The following is a 15,529-nucleotide window of genomic DNA, read 5'->3' as shown; positions in this document are numbered from 1 at the left end:
TTATGAACTTATTTTAGGAGGTGCGTATTCTTTCTTATTTTTCTTTTAATGCTACCAGACAGCAGGTGTTGTTATGAAATTCATGCTTCCCGGTTTTCGATTTTCCGAATTCACCATAGGTAAAAAACCCTACCATAGGTGCCTCCCAAACTTGTTGGACCTGTGCTATTTCCTCCTTCATTAATATACCGAAAGACAACTTTCGGCTTACGCAGGAGAACATGATCAATGCATCTGCTTCAGCTTGCGTCCGCTCTTTTAATTCTTTACATTCTTCTACTACAATTTCGATGGCGTCAAAGTCAGGTGGAAGCGAAAATTTTACTTTGGAACCTTCAGGAACATTACCGGCACATATAATCGACCGATCTTGACTATTGGCGAACATAGCGGTCCTCATGACGGGAGCAACATTATCGCGTTCCATTTGTAAAGGGTAGTAGGCACTCAACTGCGACAACATTTCTTTACCGGAATCAAATTCCTCGTCCGCGCCCAGATACTTAAGGATCATATCAAGGGCCGGTTTGTCGTCTATCGTGTAAACGATGTTTCCTTCGCTTTTGGTAATAGTTTTCGTAGTGCCGATAGGCTGCCATCCGCAAGAGGCAATTCCATTAATTTCAATTTTATCCTCATCTACTATAAGAGCCAACAATCCTTGTGAACTACTTTTTCCTTTGGTAAACGCTATGGGGCCCTCTAGGAGTAGATCATCTCCAGCCATGCCTCCATAGATGGTCACGTCTCCGTTACATCCTTTCTTAATACCTTCCACAATGCTTTCGCCTTCTGTGGTCAACCAGCCGGAAAGGACAATAAATGCAGGATTTGAGAAAGTTTCTTTTCCTAAGCGGCCAATTTTTTCGGCATTTTCTTCCGTGGTTTGCTCACCGGTTTCGAGGAATTCCAATTTAAAGTAGGTAGGATTCATATCTAGCAGCATTAACACAATACTTTCTTCTTCCATCTCCTTATCAATAAATTCACCTGCGGAGGTCGCACCAAAAACAGCAATTCCTTTTTGATCCAGCGCATTGGTTACGGCCTGCCAATCCTGTTTTATGGAAAGGAAAACAATGGCTAAGGTGGGATTAAAATCCTGAGAAATAGCCTCATCAATTTCTTTGATGATACCTTCGGTGGAAGCTGCTTTTACTGTCTTTGCGATCATGACTCATCCGTGTTTTGAACGGTGCCGATAATTACGTTGACCCCGCCGGTGGCAAAATTCGACAAATCCAGGACGGTTGCCTGTCCTTCGGCAGAAGCCATAGTTTTCTGCATTTGCTCAACATCTTTAAAATAGAGTTCGGCCATTCGGTAGTAATCGGCTTTTTTACCATCGGGTGTCCCTAAGAATTTTGTTAATTCCATTTTTGCAACGCCCTTCATGTTTGCCGTAAGCGGAAGGTGGTTCTTCTCATAATACGTTTCAAAAGCCTCGGGATCTGTTGGATGGCCGTACAATACTGTTATTTTTTGCATCATTTTAATTATTTATAGTTTCAAAACTTCGTTGCCAATCTCCCATTGAAAGGAAAGTGTGGGTATTCTATTAGTTAGTAGTCTTCTCTTTTAATGCCACACAACAGGTTGTAAGGTTGTGCATTTCAAGATTTCCTCCGGTGGCACGGCCTAACTCTGCGTTGCTAAACATTCCTACCATGGGGACATTCCAGACATTCTTTACACCTTCAATTTCTTCCTTCATCATGGGTCCCAACGCCAAAATCCTTCCTGCGCAACTAAAGACGACTAATGCGTCGGCCTCAGGCATTTGAGTTTCTTTTAATTGTGCTACTCCTTTTACTACCTTTTCCATGACGTCCCAATCCGGTGGTATAGAAAATCGAATTTTGGAGCCTTGCGGTATGGTGCCACTCGTATAATAGGAGCGGTCCTCCCAATCTACCACCAATGGCGGACGCATTACCGGGTCACCCTTTTCGCGCTGCAATTGCAGCGCGAAATTGGTGGCCAGTTCCATGAGCACTTCCTTATTTCCGGGACTTATATTTTCAAGGCCCCCATATTTTACGGTAATATCCAATGCAGGTTCATTTTCTATCGTATAGATATGATTGCCAACACTCTTGGTAACAGTCTTTTCAGTACCTACGGCCTTCCATCCACATGTGGCAATGCCTTTTACTTCCACCTTGGTCTCATCCAAGGCAATACATACTATGCCCTCATTGGTTTCTCGACCATTCGTAAAAACAAAGTTCTCATTGAAGGTATAATCGTCTCCGGCGGCACCGCCAAAAGCATTGACATCTTCTCCGGCGATATCTTCCAAGCCACGCAGAATTTCTTCCCCATCCACTGCAGGATGGCTAGTGCCTATTAAAAAAGTAGGTTTGTCAAAATTTTTCTTTGCCATTTTTGCAAGCGAAGCGGCCACTTCTCGGTAATTCTTTTTGGGATATTCTTCAAAATAAAGTTGGAAATAGTTTGTGTCAAGATCTAGTAACAGCATTGCTACAGATCCTTGCTGCGTATCTTCGTCGATAAATTCGCCGTTGGTGGTAACACCAAAGATTTGAATTCCTTTGTCATCCAAAAGATTCATAATTGCTTTTCGGTCTTGGACTACCGAAAGAAATACCAAAGCGAGAGTTGGTGCGAATCCGTCCGCTACGCTGTTTTCCAATGCCGATTTGATTTCTTCGATGGAGGTTCCTTTTATTGACTTTGCTTTCATATTATGTTGTGCTCTGGGCCTTTTCTTTGTAGCCTTTGGTTATAATTGGAAAATTAACTTGGCGGGGATGTTTTAATGTTCCTAATTTTTTCTTTAATATCATTATGTAGTGATTCGTAAATTACATAAATTCAAATGAATAGATGCGTCCCGAATCCTCGATTCATCTAAGCATCGACAGACGGTACTGCGGACATCTCATTTCTTGTACATTGGTTCAGTACAGCAAATTGTCTAAAATGCGGTCGATATTGCGTTCTGCCATATGAAACCGCTTGTCCACAGAAAAAACGGCATGCATTTCCTTGCGTAATTGTGCTAATTCCTTACTTGAGTAGTCGTGGTACTCGAGATTATCTTCTATCTTTTCCAGACTTTCATCTTCGGTATCTTTTTTAAATTCGTTGTATATTTTATTGAATGTGGCAGGGTCTGCCTTGGTTTTTATTAATTGGATCTCGGCTTCACTGGCAACGGTATCTGCACTTGCACAAAGCAATAGAATATATGTTTGCAGCTCCAGCTTGTTCCACGGGGTTGGTTTATTTTTCATGCTGAAAGATTTTGACTTAGAATGGTGTTTCGCATACTGCCAAACAACAGTTGGTTGTTTTGAAAAAAAAGATTCGGGAAATGTACATTCTCTGAAAAAGGATGCATCCGGTGTTCGAAGCAGTATTCAAGAAAACCGTACGTTCTACGTATGAATTGAGAACGATTTGCATTTCCGAAGAAAAGCCAATACATACAGCTTCGGAAGATAAATTTCATGATACTTTGGTTAGTTCCTCTAAATATATGATAATTAATTTATTATGCATATACTTTTTAGAAGACCTTTCAGAAAAAAACCACTACATCTCAATCGTAATTTGAAAGTACTTCGCTAATGTAGTTGTACACATTAAATGGGGGCTCTGCTTGTGTGATACAGTAGGAGAGAACCCTTCCGGTAGCAGGAGCATAGCCTACAAAGGTTCCGTAGTAACCATAATGACCAAAATAATATTCATCGTTATAGGATGTTCGATAGATGCCAAGCCCGTACAGACTTTCATTTTCCTGCGTTGGATGTACATCGATCATGGCTTCTATGGATGCTTCGGAAAGAAGTTGGCCTTGAAACAAGGCTTTAATGAATACCGCAAGATCCCCATTGGTAGAAACGAGTCCGCCGCCGGCCCAATCGAAAGACGTGTTGATCTCGGAAAAATTCAGGGTGCCAACATATTGAGCTACCCGAGACTCTAAGGGAACGGGCGGTTCATAAAATTCAAAGTAGGTAGCATGCATCCCCAGCGGTTCGATGATGCGGGAGCGAATGATTTCTGAAAGGGACTTTTGTTCAAGATGTTCTAAAAGCAGCCCAAGCAGTACGTAGTTCATATCGGAATAATGCCAACCGTTGCCCGGTGCAAAATGCGGTTTTGTATGCAATTGAAAATCGAAGAAGAGTGCCAGGATCGATTGGGGTGTATACTGTCTTTTTGGATTACTCAATACATGCGCTATAAAGGCTTCTTCTGCGTCTGTAAAGATATCTGCCAAACCCGAGCGATGGGATAGCAGTTGTTGTACGGTAATTGTATGGGTAAGGACGGTGTCCCTGAAGGTATGTAGGGATTGCAGTGGCTTAGATTTGGTTTCAGGGAGATATGCTAGAAACGGATGGTCAAGCGTTAATTTTCCTTCTTCCACCAGTTGAAGCGTACTAACGGCAACAAACAGTTTGGTAGTACTCGCAATACGGAAGCTATCCTCCGGAAGAAGGTCTCTTTTGCCGTCGAGGGTTTTGCCGAAGCTCTTGGAATACACAAGATGCTTTGCAGGATCTTCAATGTGTAACAGAATACCATGCACCGGTTGCGGCCCGGAGGTGTCCAACTTCGATTGAGACAAGGTGGAAACCACCTTCGATTGACCCCACGAAAGGCACGAAATAAGAAAGAAACCATATATGCTGAACTTCATACTTCAGACTATATTTATTAGCAACTACAGGCGCCGGTCAATGGGTGAGGAGCATTTCCATTACCGTAGAATCAGGATCGAAAGTTTGTGCAAAGCTTCCGGAAGTAAAACTAAAGACCAGCCCTATGACGGCTGTTGCTATGTTCTTTTTCATCGTTTACGATTATAATTGATCTTCTAAGTAGTGCTGATCGACAGCTACTTAGAATTACTAAGATACGTAACTTGAAGAAAACACTACCCAATGAAAAAGGTTTTTTGCTCAGGCTTCCGTTTGCAAACGGATCGATTATAGCTGCTCCCACTCGTTTTGAAGGTTGGTGCGCGCCTGTGCTTCGTAATTTTTTCTGAAGTATTCTGTCTTATAAATAGCCGGTAAAGACAAGAAGTGTTCAAGTACCTTTTTTCGACCGCTACGGTAAATGAGGTTAGGATAAATGCGGTATTCCTTTCTAATATTCTTGCTGTAGGTTGAATAGGCTTCGGGATCTTTCCCCAGAATTACCAAATCCAGATCGAGCAATAAATTTGTATCGTTATCAGTTGACAGCTCGTGCGTTTTGGTGGCTTCTATTTGCGACATGCACTCCTCGATATGTCGAAAGCTCGTGTTAGAAATTCTTTTTTTAAACAGTAAAGCACTTTGGTGTTCATTGTCGCTTTTAGTTGGAAAATAGATGATGTCATGGTAGAATATGGAAAAAAGAAGGGTGTCGATCGCTTCACATTGTGATCGGACCGGTTCTAGTTCCGTAAGCATGGTCGACAGGTGCGACAGATTGTGATAATAGCGGGATGGATTTGAATAGTGAACTGCGATCTCCTTCCAGCATTCTGTAGTATAGGAAAGATCCTTAGAATACGTTCCAATGAGTTTTAGAAATACAGCTTTCAACGATTCCTCGCTCCAATTGTTTCCTTTGATTTTATTCAGCATTGATTGTTGAGATTTTGCAGAACATTACCCATACGATAGCAATGCATTGTTATTAGGAGATGGTTTGTGAAACTTTTGTTCGGGATAAGAAATACGAGTGAAACGTCTATGTTTTCTCTTCCCGCAGAATTTTTTCCATCTTTCTGCCTTTTGCCAATTCATCATAGAGCTTATCTAAATAGCGACATTTTCTGTACAATTCAAATTCATCAGCTATATCCTCTATGCGATAACCGCAAATGACGCCTTTAATAAGGTGGGCATTGGGATTCAATTCTGCTTCTTGAAAGAAGGTCTCAAAAGTTGCCTTCTTATCGATCATTTCTTGTATTTTATCGTTATCGAACCCGGTTAGCCATTCTATCACCTGATGGAATTCTGCTTTCGTTCTGCCATTCTTCTCTAGTCTGTTTATGTAATGAGGATAAACAGATGCAAAGGTCATTTTGCCAATTTGTTCATTTTTTTCTGCCGTAACTTTCATCGTATCGATATGTTTGTTTTAATTACTCTTGTTTTTCCGCATAAAATCAAAGGCCCCTTCACGAAGTCGTATTCCGTACTCCAAATAAGCTTTCATGCAGGCGAGGAAATTTGCCCAACCTCCTGAATTTTCCAAAGCCCATTTCAGGTTCTCCTCGGTAAGTTCCTTCCCGTTTTCATTGACCCTAACCACGGTGCTTTGATCAGGCATTGCTTCCAGCGTGATCGTCACCACAGTTTCCGGATCCCATACAAATGAGATCTCATGCTGCGGGACAACAGAAACTTGTGTGATTGGAAAGGTATCAGGAAATTCCGGGAATTTCCATACCACCTCTTTTCCGGTTTCAAGGCGTCCGCTGCTTTCAGAAATAAAGTATTGGGTCATGTGCACGGGATTCACGATCCCTTCGAAAACGTCGGCTATTGGCTTTTGTATTTGCAAGCCGGCATTTGATTGTAATCTCATTGTACAGTTGTATTGGTTTTATATCACATGTATCTGGTTTCTAATATGGTTCCAGCCTTTTGGCATACGGTTTTGTTACGGAAACATAGAATCTCACGTACATCGTAGCACGAAGATAGCAAATGCTAATGACAAGCGTGTAAAGTGCCGACCTGCGAGCACTTCTCGAAACTACGTTCACGAGATCCGGTAACTTACCTATTTAGGTGCGAGTAAACATGATTATCCTCTCTTGCAATCTGTTTTTTAACTTCCGTTCAGTTGTCTTGCATAGTCATCGCTATCATAAGTTCCCATGGATTTTTCGATGATTCCATCGTCATTCATGGTCCATTCTTCAAATCCGCTGAATTCTACCTTGTTTCCCGTTCCATTTGGCCCGGAGTTAGTTCCTTTAAAAGTCCAATAATATCGATATTGATCATTTCTCTTTACTAAACTATCCATGGTTAAAACCATATCGGGAAATGCCTCCATATATGATTGCGCCGTTTCTGCGATTTGTTTTCTTCCCATTGCCGGAGTTCCGTTATTAACGGTAAGGATTCCGTCCTCAGCGTAAAATGAAGCCATTTTTTCGGGCAATTTACTATTCCAGGCATCGGTATATTTTTGCCCGAATTCGACCATACCATCCAATTCCGAGGTATCAGATTTACATCCTGTCATGATGATTAAGATTATTACTAACGTTGGTAAAATTTTTTGTGTCATTCTCATAACCATGATTTTGTTCTAAAGAGCTAAGTCCTTGTATACACCTTCCAGCGTATGGCATTCCGCACGTACCGTACGTCCGGGGCTGCCGTACCGGCAGCAATGATCTTAGGTGGAGCCTGCAGATCAGAATACATGTGAAGCCGTTTGGTTGCTATTTCTGATTAAAGATAGTTTTTTTGTTCGACCGGTGTTTAATTGGATTTCAATTGAGCCATGTGAGTGATTCGTTGTGGGTCTTCTTTATTTAGTTATTTCTTGATGTAATAATGCTAATATCTCTTCATTTAGTTCCAGGCACAACCGTAGTCTTTCATTAATCAGTTCGACGAAAACAGCTTGATTTTCAACCATATTTTCAAATTTTATATCCTTAAGAAGATCGTTATTATTGATTTCAAATCCTGAAGTGGGGAAATTTAGTCTTATTATAGTTTCATCGTCTTCAGATGCATCGGCTGACAACCAACTACCATTTTCAATGACATACCTAATCATTAAGTTCTCGAATTCCTTCGTAGCTTTTTGTCTAAGATTCAAATCATCTAATCTTGGCATCCAAGAAGAAAGACGATTTCTTAATTCAGTACTTTTTATGATACCCAAATTACCGGAATTTATAAGGTCATTTAAGAAACCATTCTTGGGATAATAATAGACAGAAGAGGTTACATCACCAAGTATTGGGTCCAGATCGAATCCTTCAGAATAACGATTGCCGGTATTGTGTAGCACGGTAATGGCTGCTTTTATGTTTTCGGCATTACTGTTTAATACAGAAAGTAATTCGGAGCGATTATATTCAAAATCTTGTTTTAAATTGTTCAAAATTTCTTGTTCCTGTCTTTCTTTATTTAAGTTCTCATTCCAATTGTTAATTTGAAGCGCAATTAAAATTCCAATAACAACCAGTACAATTTCCCCAATCGCATAGAGTATATATTTGCTGAATTTATGTTCGGTAAGCAATCTTTGACGAATTTTTCGGAAGAATTTGATCATATGCTATTTCCCGCAAAGGCGGGAATCTGGTTAGTTTCTCTAAAGATATGATATTTAATTAATTGCATATTTAAAATAAGGAAGCATAACAGTTTCACATACTATTTTTGGAAGTGTAGATCGTACGTTAATGAAATGGTATGGTTGCCTTGTGTTTCTTCAAATCAAATAAACATGGTCACGAACAGCTATATACAGTTCTGTTCGCTTTATTCACTTAAGTGAGAAGATATGGAGGTCTTAAGGTCATTGGCTAATTGAGTAACCTTTTCATTTGAAGATACGTAGCCTGTATAGATCACTTTTTGTGTGGCAAGTATATTTTTAAATTTTGATTGATTAATAAAATCATTAACCATTTCATGTTTGGCTTCACTGTCGTTGAACAAAGGAATATTGTCTAGAATGTAAGGGTCAACATTTTCACCAACAAACTTTTCATGCCAAATATTAGCCTCCCTAATACCAGCTAGTTCATATTCGTAAAAGGTAGTAATTTGGTTTCGCAGCTCCGGAGATTGTATTAGGCGAAGCTTCTTCTCGTCTTTTAACGATAGATAAATCGTATTAAATTCTTTCGATTTGATTTCGTCACTTACGGCAAATACTATATATCGATGGTCTTGATCTGAACCCGTTACCCCTTTAAAATTTTCTATTGTTAATAATCTTTTTTGCTTGTCTACTTTTTCTGCTTCTAAAAACTGAATATTTTGGTTCAATTCTTCAATCATAGAATATAGAGAAAAATGTAACTGTCTTCTTTCAATTCTTTGATCGTTCCAATTATTAATTTGAAGGGCTAGTAAAATACCAATAATGACGAGAAGGATTTCTCCAATGGCATATTTCAAATACTTTCCGGTCTTTCCTTCGGAAAGTACATTTTGTCGCATATTTCGAAATAGTTTTATCACAAGCGGTTAGTTTCTCTAAAGATATGATATTTAATTAATTGGGAATTTAAAATAAGGAAGCCCAACGGGGAAGACTACCATTCCTGCATTCCGATAAACAGTTTTGGCAGATGTCTTGATGTTGCGGCGAGAGGTTTTGGGTAATGCTTCGGGTGCGATGTTTGGTATGTATTCGGATTTTTTTAGATAAAGGTTTTTTATGATTCGAATTTTTATCTATATCAAAAGCCGCAAGTAAATATAGTGATAGTTATACATTAATCAATTCTCATCTTTCCGACACTTCTGCACCAATAGGGCATAAGGAGATTCCATTAAATTACGTATTGTCATTAAATGTTGTTTTTCTCTATCTGCCATTGAAATATTGAATACTAATTCCGTTTGAAATTTTTCGTAATACTTGCTGTCTTTATCTTTTGTCCAATCAATTTGCTTTAACGTCTTAAGAATCTCCGGTCCAAGAATTTGATTTACGTATTGCAGTTCCTGTGTGCCTCCAAATTCGACCGAACCGCTGAATAATTCAAATATGTTTTTTAGGTTTTCATCTCTATTTTGTTTCATTTGAGTTTGTACGTTTTCCAATTCGCTGTAATACTGAATCAGGCTATTTTTTATTGCGATATCATTAAGCAGCTTAATATTTCCGGATGAGATTAAATCTTTAAAGGTAACGTCGCGAACCACAAACACATCACCTCTAATAGCTACTAAAAATTTGTTTATAAGATAATTCTTGCTTTCTGTACCTGAATGTAATTCTAATAACAGTTCTTTACTTGTGTTAATCCTTTTATCGGCTTTTTCTAAAGATTGGACAATGAGTTGTTTGTCCATATCGAAATCGTCTAATATTCTGTTATAATAAGTAAGCTCCAATGCTGCGTTCTTCTTACGGTCATTCCAATTATTAATTTGAAGCGCAATCAATATCCCAATCACGACAAGGATGATTTCACCAATAGCGTAAAGCAAGTATTTACTGAATTTGTTTTCAGAGAGTAATCTGTGACGGATTTTTCGGATGAAATTTATCATTCAATTTTATTTAAATTCTCCGGCATAAGTGAAAGTGTTACATCAATTACGTCAATGGTATTTTGCAAATAGCCAATGGTAGCTCCTATGTTATCGCGGTTTAACATAAGTATTCTCCAAGCATTTGTTTCAATAAAAAAACGCTGCATATCCTCTACCTCAAGAATTTTCTTGAATTCAAATTGGGTGGCGTGAGACTCTATTAGCGGTAGCCATTGATTATTAAACACATACTCAATATCGGCTAAGGCCTTATTAGTGTGGTTTACCTTATCATCGTAATAAATACCTAAATTCTTTCTCAATGCTTGATTCGTTACAGTCTGAAGACCATTAGATTTGAGTGCTTCATATGAATTTGTAAGTGATTGAAACCTGCTAAAATGTACCACTTCTCCCAGCCAATGAGGAACACTGTCCATTTTTTTAGTCCTAAGACCATTATCTACGAGTTTCGCTGAGGCATCCAAAGCTTTTTGGTGCCAGGCTTTAATGTTTATAAGATTTGTACGATCCTGTATGAGATTTTCTTTTATTTGCGAAAGTGTTTCTTTTTCAAATGCACGATCTTTTCGCCTTTCATTCAAATTATTTATCTGAAGTGCGATAATTATACCAATAACTACTAAGACGATTTCACCAATCGCATAGAGCACATATTTACTGAATTTATTTTCAGTTAGTAATTTGTGTCGAATTTTTCGGAAGAATTTTATCACTAGCGATACATTTCTCTAAAGATATGATTTTTAATTCATTGGATTTTTAAAATAAAGATGGACAATTTATGTATACATTTAATGGCGTTACGGTGACAGCATACCAAATAACCAGAGTAGTGCCAGCGGTACTATGTATGTAAAAACCGTGACATATTATTTGTTGGTTAAAGAGAAAGCTTTTTAATTATGGAATCTCACGTTTTCCAGATCAACCAGACATAAAATCGTTATGCTTTGTTGTACTGTCGTTAGAACATCAATTATCATATAAATCTATTTCCTTGATAACATTTTCACCAACTTCATCAAGTTGGCCATATAAATCAATCATCCAATCAAACTGAAAAGCTGCTAAATTAATTACATTTCTATAGGATGCAGAGGAAGTGTATACTTTAAAATCTTCGTAATATTCAGATTGTGGTGTAGCTCTCAGGCTTAATGAATCCGGAGGTAAGAAGGCTGTTGCGAGAACCAACGATTTATCAAACTGAGAGGAAAGATAATTCTCTTGGCCTTTTAGATAACCATTATAACTTTCTTCATTTTGTGAAATGTCATCTACAAGTCGGTGGTACCGAATTAAAAGGGAATCGAGATTCGTATTGTTTATTTTACCGAAATAACTAGAATTTTTTAGCGCTTCATAGCCGTCGGTATTAGGTTTGAAATGAAAATCCATAAAGGCAGATCCGCAACCCATGAGCAGAAGCAGGTTTTCATCTTCCTTTTTATCTAGAATCACGGTTCTTGCTTTCTTACAAAGATCGCCAATATTTTTTCGATACTTGGTTAATGAATCTAACATGCGCATGTCTTCTTGGGTGTGTGCTTTTATCTTTCCCAGGTATTCCCTCAAAACTTTGTCATCTTTCTTTATCTGATTCCAATTGTTAATCTGTAGCGCGATCAAAATACCGATTACAACCAATAAGATCTCACCAATGGCATATTTCAAATACTTACCGGTTTGGCCTTCGCTTAGTAAGTCATATCTAATTTTTCTAAAGAATTTTAGCATGGGTAGTTCGTTTCTCTAAAGATATGATTTTTAATCGATTGGGGTTTCGATAGCATGGGTACAACGTTGAGCGTAGCGTGCACACCGCAATGGGCATGGACGCTACCCGTTACTGTGCGTAGCCTTAGTTAGAATATTTTTTCCTGCAAGAACACTCGTTATGTTCCTGTATGTATTTAATAGACTCTATACAAAGCTCTTTTAGAACCGGAATTTTGATGTCTGCAAGTTTGTTAACATAAATACAGGCTTTTCCCATTTTGAATTTTCCGAGGTCGGAAATGATCGAATTACTTTTTTCCGTGTCAGAATAAATATAGAGTGAAAAGGCAGCCTTTCTAGGGGAGAATCCAAGTATGGGAGCATCGCCTTCATGTCCGCTTTCGTATTTGTAATGATAACTACCGAAGCCGATAATGGTCGGTCCCCACATTTTGGGTGCTTCGCCCGTAATGTCTTGCAGTATTTTCAGCAATTCGTAACTATCTTTTTTCTTTTGTTCTGAGTTAGCAAATGCATTGATGAACTCGTAGACATTTGCGTCTGTTTCTTTCGTTTTCGTTTTTGCCATAACAATTGTTCTTAGGTGACACAACGAACTTGCACAACGTTCGTGACAGTCTGACGGTTGCGATTCGGAGCGGGTCACTGGACATAATCAGAAGCCGCCCGAACCTACCTTTCGGTACGGGAGGGCATCGGAGCGCTGTTTGTTTAAATGTTTCGGAAGTTAAGATAGCCAAATGGTGCAAGAAATTGTCAATCGAACCCTAAAACCGTCATCGTGGTTTTACATTGTTGTGTTATCGTTTTTTATATTCTTTAGTTCTTACCTTCGTTCAGTTCAGTACGTATCAATTTTATAATTGCTTCTATTTCATTGTGAAGATTTTTGCGGTACCCTAATGCCTCATTCGTGAGCACAGATTTGATCCCCATTAAGTTTCGAACTTTTGGTTGTGCCATAATCGCAATGTAGTCGTTTTCTGGACCTAATGAAATATTGTAATCAGGCATCTTATATTTTAGAAGCGGCAGGAAGTTCACATATTCCACACATATCTCATCAATTCTAATTTGATGGACGTTCATTCTATCCTGGATGAGTTTATCTAAATTATAAATATTAGCCTCTAAAACGCTCAGTCTTTCTCGAATGGAATCGTTTTGGACAAGTGTAATTTTCCCGGCATTTTTTAGATCGGAATACGTATTAATTACCGGAAATTTTATTTCAAAATCCCAAAATGCCTTATTGAAATATTCTCTGGTTCTATCCGTATTGCTTAAGATCGTTTTTATTGAATCAGTATGCAGTACGGTTTCGATAACATCAAGGTAGCTTTGCTCACTGGTGATATACGCTTCTGAATATTCTTTAGCAGCATTTAAATCTTCAAGTAATACATTTAGAATCTCTTTTTCAACATTTCCAATTTTCCTTTTTTCATTCCAATCATTAATCTGTAGCGCAATTAAAATTCCAATCACTACAAGTATAATTTCTCCAATGGCATAAAGCAAATACTTACTAAACTTGTTTTCAGCGAGTAATCTGTGACGGATTTTCCGGAAGAATTTGATCATATGCTATTTCCCGTAAACGCGGGAATCTGGTTAGTTTCGCTAAAGATATGATTTTTAATCATTTGATAGAATCAAATAATGAAGTAAACCGGTCCTGCTCAACCTTTGAGACGGTCTGACGGAGCTGATTCGGAGCGAGGCATTTTGCGTTAGCAATAGTGGGCAGCGCAGCAAGCGAATTAGACCTGCCTGCTGGCAGACAGGAGTGACGGCAATGCCGCTTGTGTTGTTTGTCGGTTAAAGATATAGTTTTTGTGAATTACAAACATCAAGTGTTTACGAAACTAGCTATAAAAGTTATACGGTGTTGTACACAGTATGACATCATTTTTTACACATTATTCCTTCTATCAGATATTCTTCACCATTTACGCTAGAAACAGATTGAAAACTACAGCAGGTAGAATCGATACTAACTATTTTTACAGTTACACCTCCATTTTCATTAACCATTCTTTCAGTTTCAGTAAGTGGTCGAATTGATGGATCGTACATTAAATGATAGCTACATTCATCAATCCATTTAATAATTCCATATCCGGGTTGAACTAAATAACCAGAATCCACGATCTCTTGAGGAATTTTAATAATTTCCTCGATTTGATTCATACCTGTTCTTGTTACTTTATATTCTATTGGAACAGGATTACTTGATTGGACTATAAATTCACCTTCTCTAAAGTTTTCACAATCAATATTCTGACAGAATAGTGTAAAACTTAGTAAAAAACTCAGCAAAACTAATAGGTTTCTTTTCATATTGTATACAACGGTTAAGGCTACCATTTCGGCGGGTCTGGCAGCGACTTCCGGAAACCGCGCAGCGGTTAGATCGGAGTGGGGAGTTGCGTAACCAAATCTATCCGAGTTGGTTTTTTGTTTCTTTAAATGTATAATTTTTCTTTCAATTAGTTCAGTCCCGCTGAAGGGTAGCCTATGTTGTAACCAGTTTTTTCGTTTGTTATTAGTCTATAGTTGTCAAAACTTAGTGGATAATCGAATAAGCAAATATCTATATACATTTATTGAACAAAATGGTTATTATTTTGGTCTATAGATTTTAGGGTTGAGTCCAATAATTGTAGTTAAAATTAAGATCAGTAGTATTATAAATCCGAGACCTAAATAAAAGGCTTTATAGTAATATTTTTTTAATCCCGTTTTTGGATCGACTTCATTCAAAATTTGTTCGTATGTAATTTTTCGTCCTTTGATTTTATATAAAATCAGTAAAAGAGTAGCTCCTATATATCCTGTTAGTAGCTGTCTTATAACGAAATTAAATAAATCGTTCACAAAATCTATTTTCAAAATTGGTTACAACTAGTTATATCTTCTATTTCCTTAACTTTTACAAGGCATGTCCTCAGTCTATCGTGCCTTTTGTTCGTACCCTATAAAAAACCCGACACCTACCGGAGGGTTCCGGCGGGATGTCGGGGAGTGGTTTAAAGATAGCAAAAATTTCAATAGGCCAATCGTCCGCATGAAAAGAGCAGGGCAGGCTGGGTTTTGGTTCCAGTAGACCACCAAGTAAGAAACCCACTGTGGGTACCGCATACCACCTGTATGCCACCCGAGGATCACCCGTGTTTAGTTCAAGGCTGCTCCCGGTCTATCCCCACTTTAACCCCACTTTAACCCCACCATAACCTCACCATGCTTCGGAGGAGTGATCAGTGAGACCGGTGAGTGGTGAAGGGTTATGTAAAGTGATTATGCCCCTTCTCGATACAATGCGCCTACGGCGCATCCCTCGAAACGACACTCTTAATATTATTCAACTTTCTTTTGCTGGTCCAAAAGAAAGTTGCAAAGAAAAAGACCTTCTATCCTTTTCTTAGGCATTTTGGAATGCTCCCGCATTCTAAACCACCGTAAAAACTGTGCGCTCCACGTTGTGGAGCTGAATCTCACAGCTTTTTACGCTTATGCTGAATAAAAGGATCCCTAAC

Annotated in this window: 18 protein-coding genes; all 18 read right to left on the bottom strand. The window is 38.5% G+C overall.

The window, feature by feature from the left end; translation table 11 throughout:
* Nucleotides 1-34: 34 nt before the first annotated feature.
* The 18 genes from AACZ11_RS06820 to AACZ11_RS06735 all read right to left on the bottom strand — a co-directional run bounded on the left by AACZ11_RS06820 (nt 35) and on the right by AACZ11_RS06735 (nt 14,333).
* The gene (locus AACZ11_RS06820; protein ID WP_290626568.1) at nt 35-1,174 is read right to left on the bottom strand and encodes an FIST N-terminal domain-containing protein; all 1,140 of its coding nucleotides are present in this window, start codon (nt 1,172-1,174) and stop codon (nt 35-37) included.
* Entirely contained in the window at nt 1,171-1,491 is a 321-nt protein-coding gene (locus AACZ11_RS06815) for an EthD family reductase (protein WP_290626570.1), read from the bottom strand. The genes AACZ11_RS06820 and AACZ11_RS06815 overlap by 4 nt, the downstream gene beginning before the upstream one ends.
* 67 nt (nt 1,492-1,558) lie before the next feature.
* The gene (locus AACZ11_RS06810) at nt 1,559-2,707 is read right to left on the bottom strand and encodes an FIST N-terminal domain-containing protein (protein ID WP_290626572.1); all 1,149 of its coding nucleotides are present in this window, start codon (nt 2,705-2,707) and stop codon (nt 1,559-1,561) included.
* Nucleotides 2,708-2,924: 217 nt separating this feature from the next.
* Complete coding sequence (locus tag AACZ11_RS06805) at nt 2,925-3,260, bottom strand: hypothetical protein (RefSeq protein WP_290626574.1); 336 nt, start codon at nt 3,258-3,260, stop codon at nt 2,925-2,927.
* The gene (locus AACZ11_RS06800; protein WP_290626576.1) at nt 3,257-3,478 is read right to left on the bottom strand and encodes a hypothetical protein; all 222 of its coding nucleotides are present in this window, start codon (nt 3,476-3,478) and stop codon (nt 3,257-3,259) included. Before AACZ11_RS06800 ends, AACZ11_RS06805 begins: the two co-directional genes overlap by 4 nt.
* A 90-nt stretch (nt 3,479-3,568) precedes the next feature.
* Nucleotides 3,569-4,678, bottom strand: a complete 1,110-nt coding sequence (locus tag AACZ11_RS06795; protein ID WP_290626577.1) for a serine hydrolase domain-containing protein — start codon at nt 4,676-4,678, stop codon at nt 3,569-3,571.
* Between the two features lie 289 nt (nt 4,679-4,967).
* A complete protein-coding gene (locus tag AACZ11_RS06790; protein ID WP_290626579.1) occupies nt 4,968-5,615 on the bottom strand; it encodes a hypothetical protein in 648 nt (215 codons plus the stop codon).
* A 106-nt stretch (nt 5,616-5,721) separates the two neighbouring features.
* Nucleotides 5,722-6,099: a DUF2200 domain-containing protein gene (locus AACZ11_RS06785; RefSeq protein WP_290626581.1), complete on the bottom strand. Its 378-nt coding sequence runs from the start codon at nt 6,097-6,099 to the stop codon at nt 5,722-5,724.
* An 18-nt stretch (nt 6,100-6,117) separates the two neighbouring features.
* Complete coding sequence (locus AACZ11_RS06780; protein ID WP_290626583.1) at nt 6,118-6,567, bottom strand: SRPBCC domain-containing protein; 450 nt, start codon at nt 6,565-6,567, stop codon at nt 6,118-6,120.
* Nucleotides 6,568-6,813: 246 nt separating this feature from the next.
* A complete protein-coding gene (locus tag AACZ11_RS06775; protein ID WP_290626586.1) occupies nt 6,814-7,236 on the bottom strand; it encodes a DUF1348 family protein in 423 nt (140 codons plus the stop codon).
* Between the two features lie 291 nt (nt 7,237-7,527).
* The gene (locus AACZ11_RS06770) at nt 7,528-8,286 is read right to left on the bottom strand and encodes a DUF6090 family protein (protein WP_290626588.1); all 759 of its coding nucleotides are present in this window, start codon (nt 8,284-8,286) and stop codon (nt 7,528-7,530) included.
* A 209-nt stretch (nt 8,287-8,495) separates the two neighbouring features.
* Nucleotides 8,496-9,182 (bottom strand): DUF6090 family protein, encoded by a 687-nt coding sequence (locus AACZ11_RS06765; protein ID WP_290626590.1) that lies wholly within the window; start codon nt 9,180-9,182, stop codon nt 8,496-8,498.
* A 282-nt stretch (nt 9,183-9,464) separates the two neighbouring features.
* Entirely contained in the window at nt 9,465-10,244 is a 780-nt protein-coding gene (locus AACZ11_RS06760) for a DUF6090 family protein (RefSeq protein ID WP_290626592.1), read from the bottom strand.
* Nucleotides 10,241-10,963, bottom strand: a complete 723-nt coding sequence (locus tag AACZ11_RS06755; protein ID WP_290626594.1) for a DUF6090 family protein — start codon at nt 10,961-10,963, stop codon at nt 10,241-10,243. The genes AACZ11_RS06760 and AACZ11_RS06755 overlap by 4 nt, the downstream gene beginning before the upstream one ends.
* Before the next feature lie 259 nt (nt 10,964-11,222).
* The gene (locus AACZ11_RS06750; protein ID WP_290626596.1) at nt 11,223-11,987 is read right to left on the bottom strand and encodes a DUF6090 family protein; all 765 of its coding nucleotides are present in this window, start codon (nt 11,985-11,987) and stop codon (nt 11,223-11,225) included.
* A gap of 124 nt (nt 11,988-12,111) precedes the next feature.
* The gene (locus AACZ11_RS06745; protein WP_290626598.1) at nt 12,112-12,558 is read right to left on the bottom strand and encodes a DUF1801 domain-containing protein; all 447 of its coding nucleotides are present in this window, start codon (nt 12,556-12,558) and stop codon (nt 12,112-12,114) included.
* 251 nt (nt 12,559-12,809) lie between these two features.
* The gene (locus tag AACZ11_RS06740) at nt 12,810-13,574 is read right to left on the bottom strand and encodes a hypothetical protein (protein WP_290626600.1); all 765 of its coding nucleotides are present in this window, start codon (nt 13,572-13,574) and stop codon (nt 12,810-12,812) included.
* A gap of 324 nt (nt 13,575-13,898) precedes the next feature.
* Nucleotides 13,899-14,333 carry a hypothetical protein gene (locus AACZ11_RS06735; protein WP_290626602.1) on the bottom strand — a complete coding sequence of 145 codons (435 nt, stop codon included), beginning with the start codon at nt 14,331-14,333 and terminating at the stop codon, nt 13,899-13,901.
* Nucleotides 14,334-15,529 lie beyond the last annotated feature (1,196 nt).

This window comes from uncultured Altibacter sp., from assembly GCF_963972995.1.
Taxonomy (GTDB): domain Bacteria; phylum Bacteroidota; class Bacteroidia; order Flavobacteriales; family Flavobacteriaceae; genus Altibacter.
Note: the sequence above shows the minus strand (reverse complement) of the source record. Positions and strands in the feature narration are given on the sequence as shown.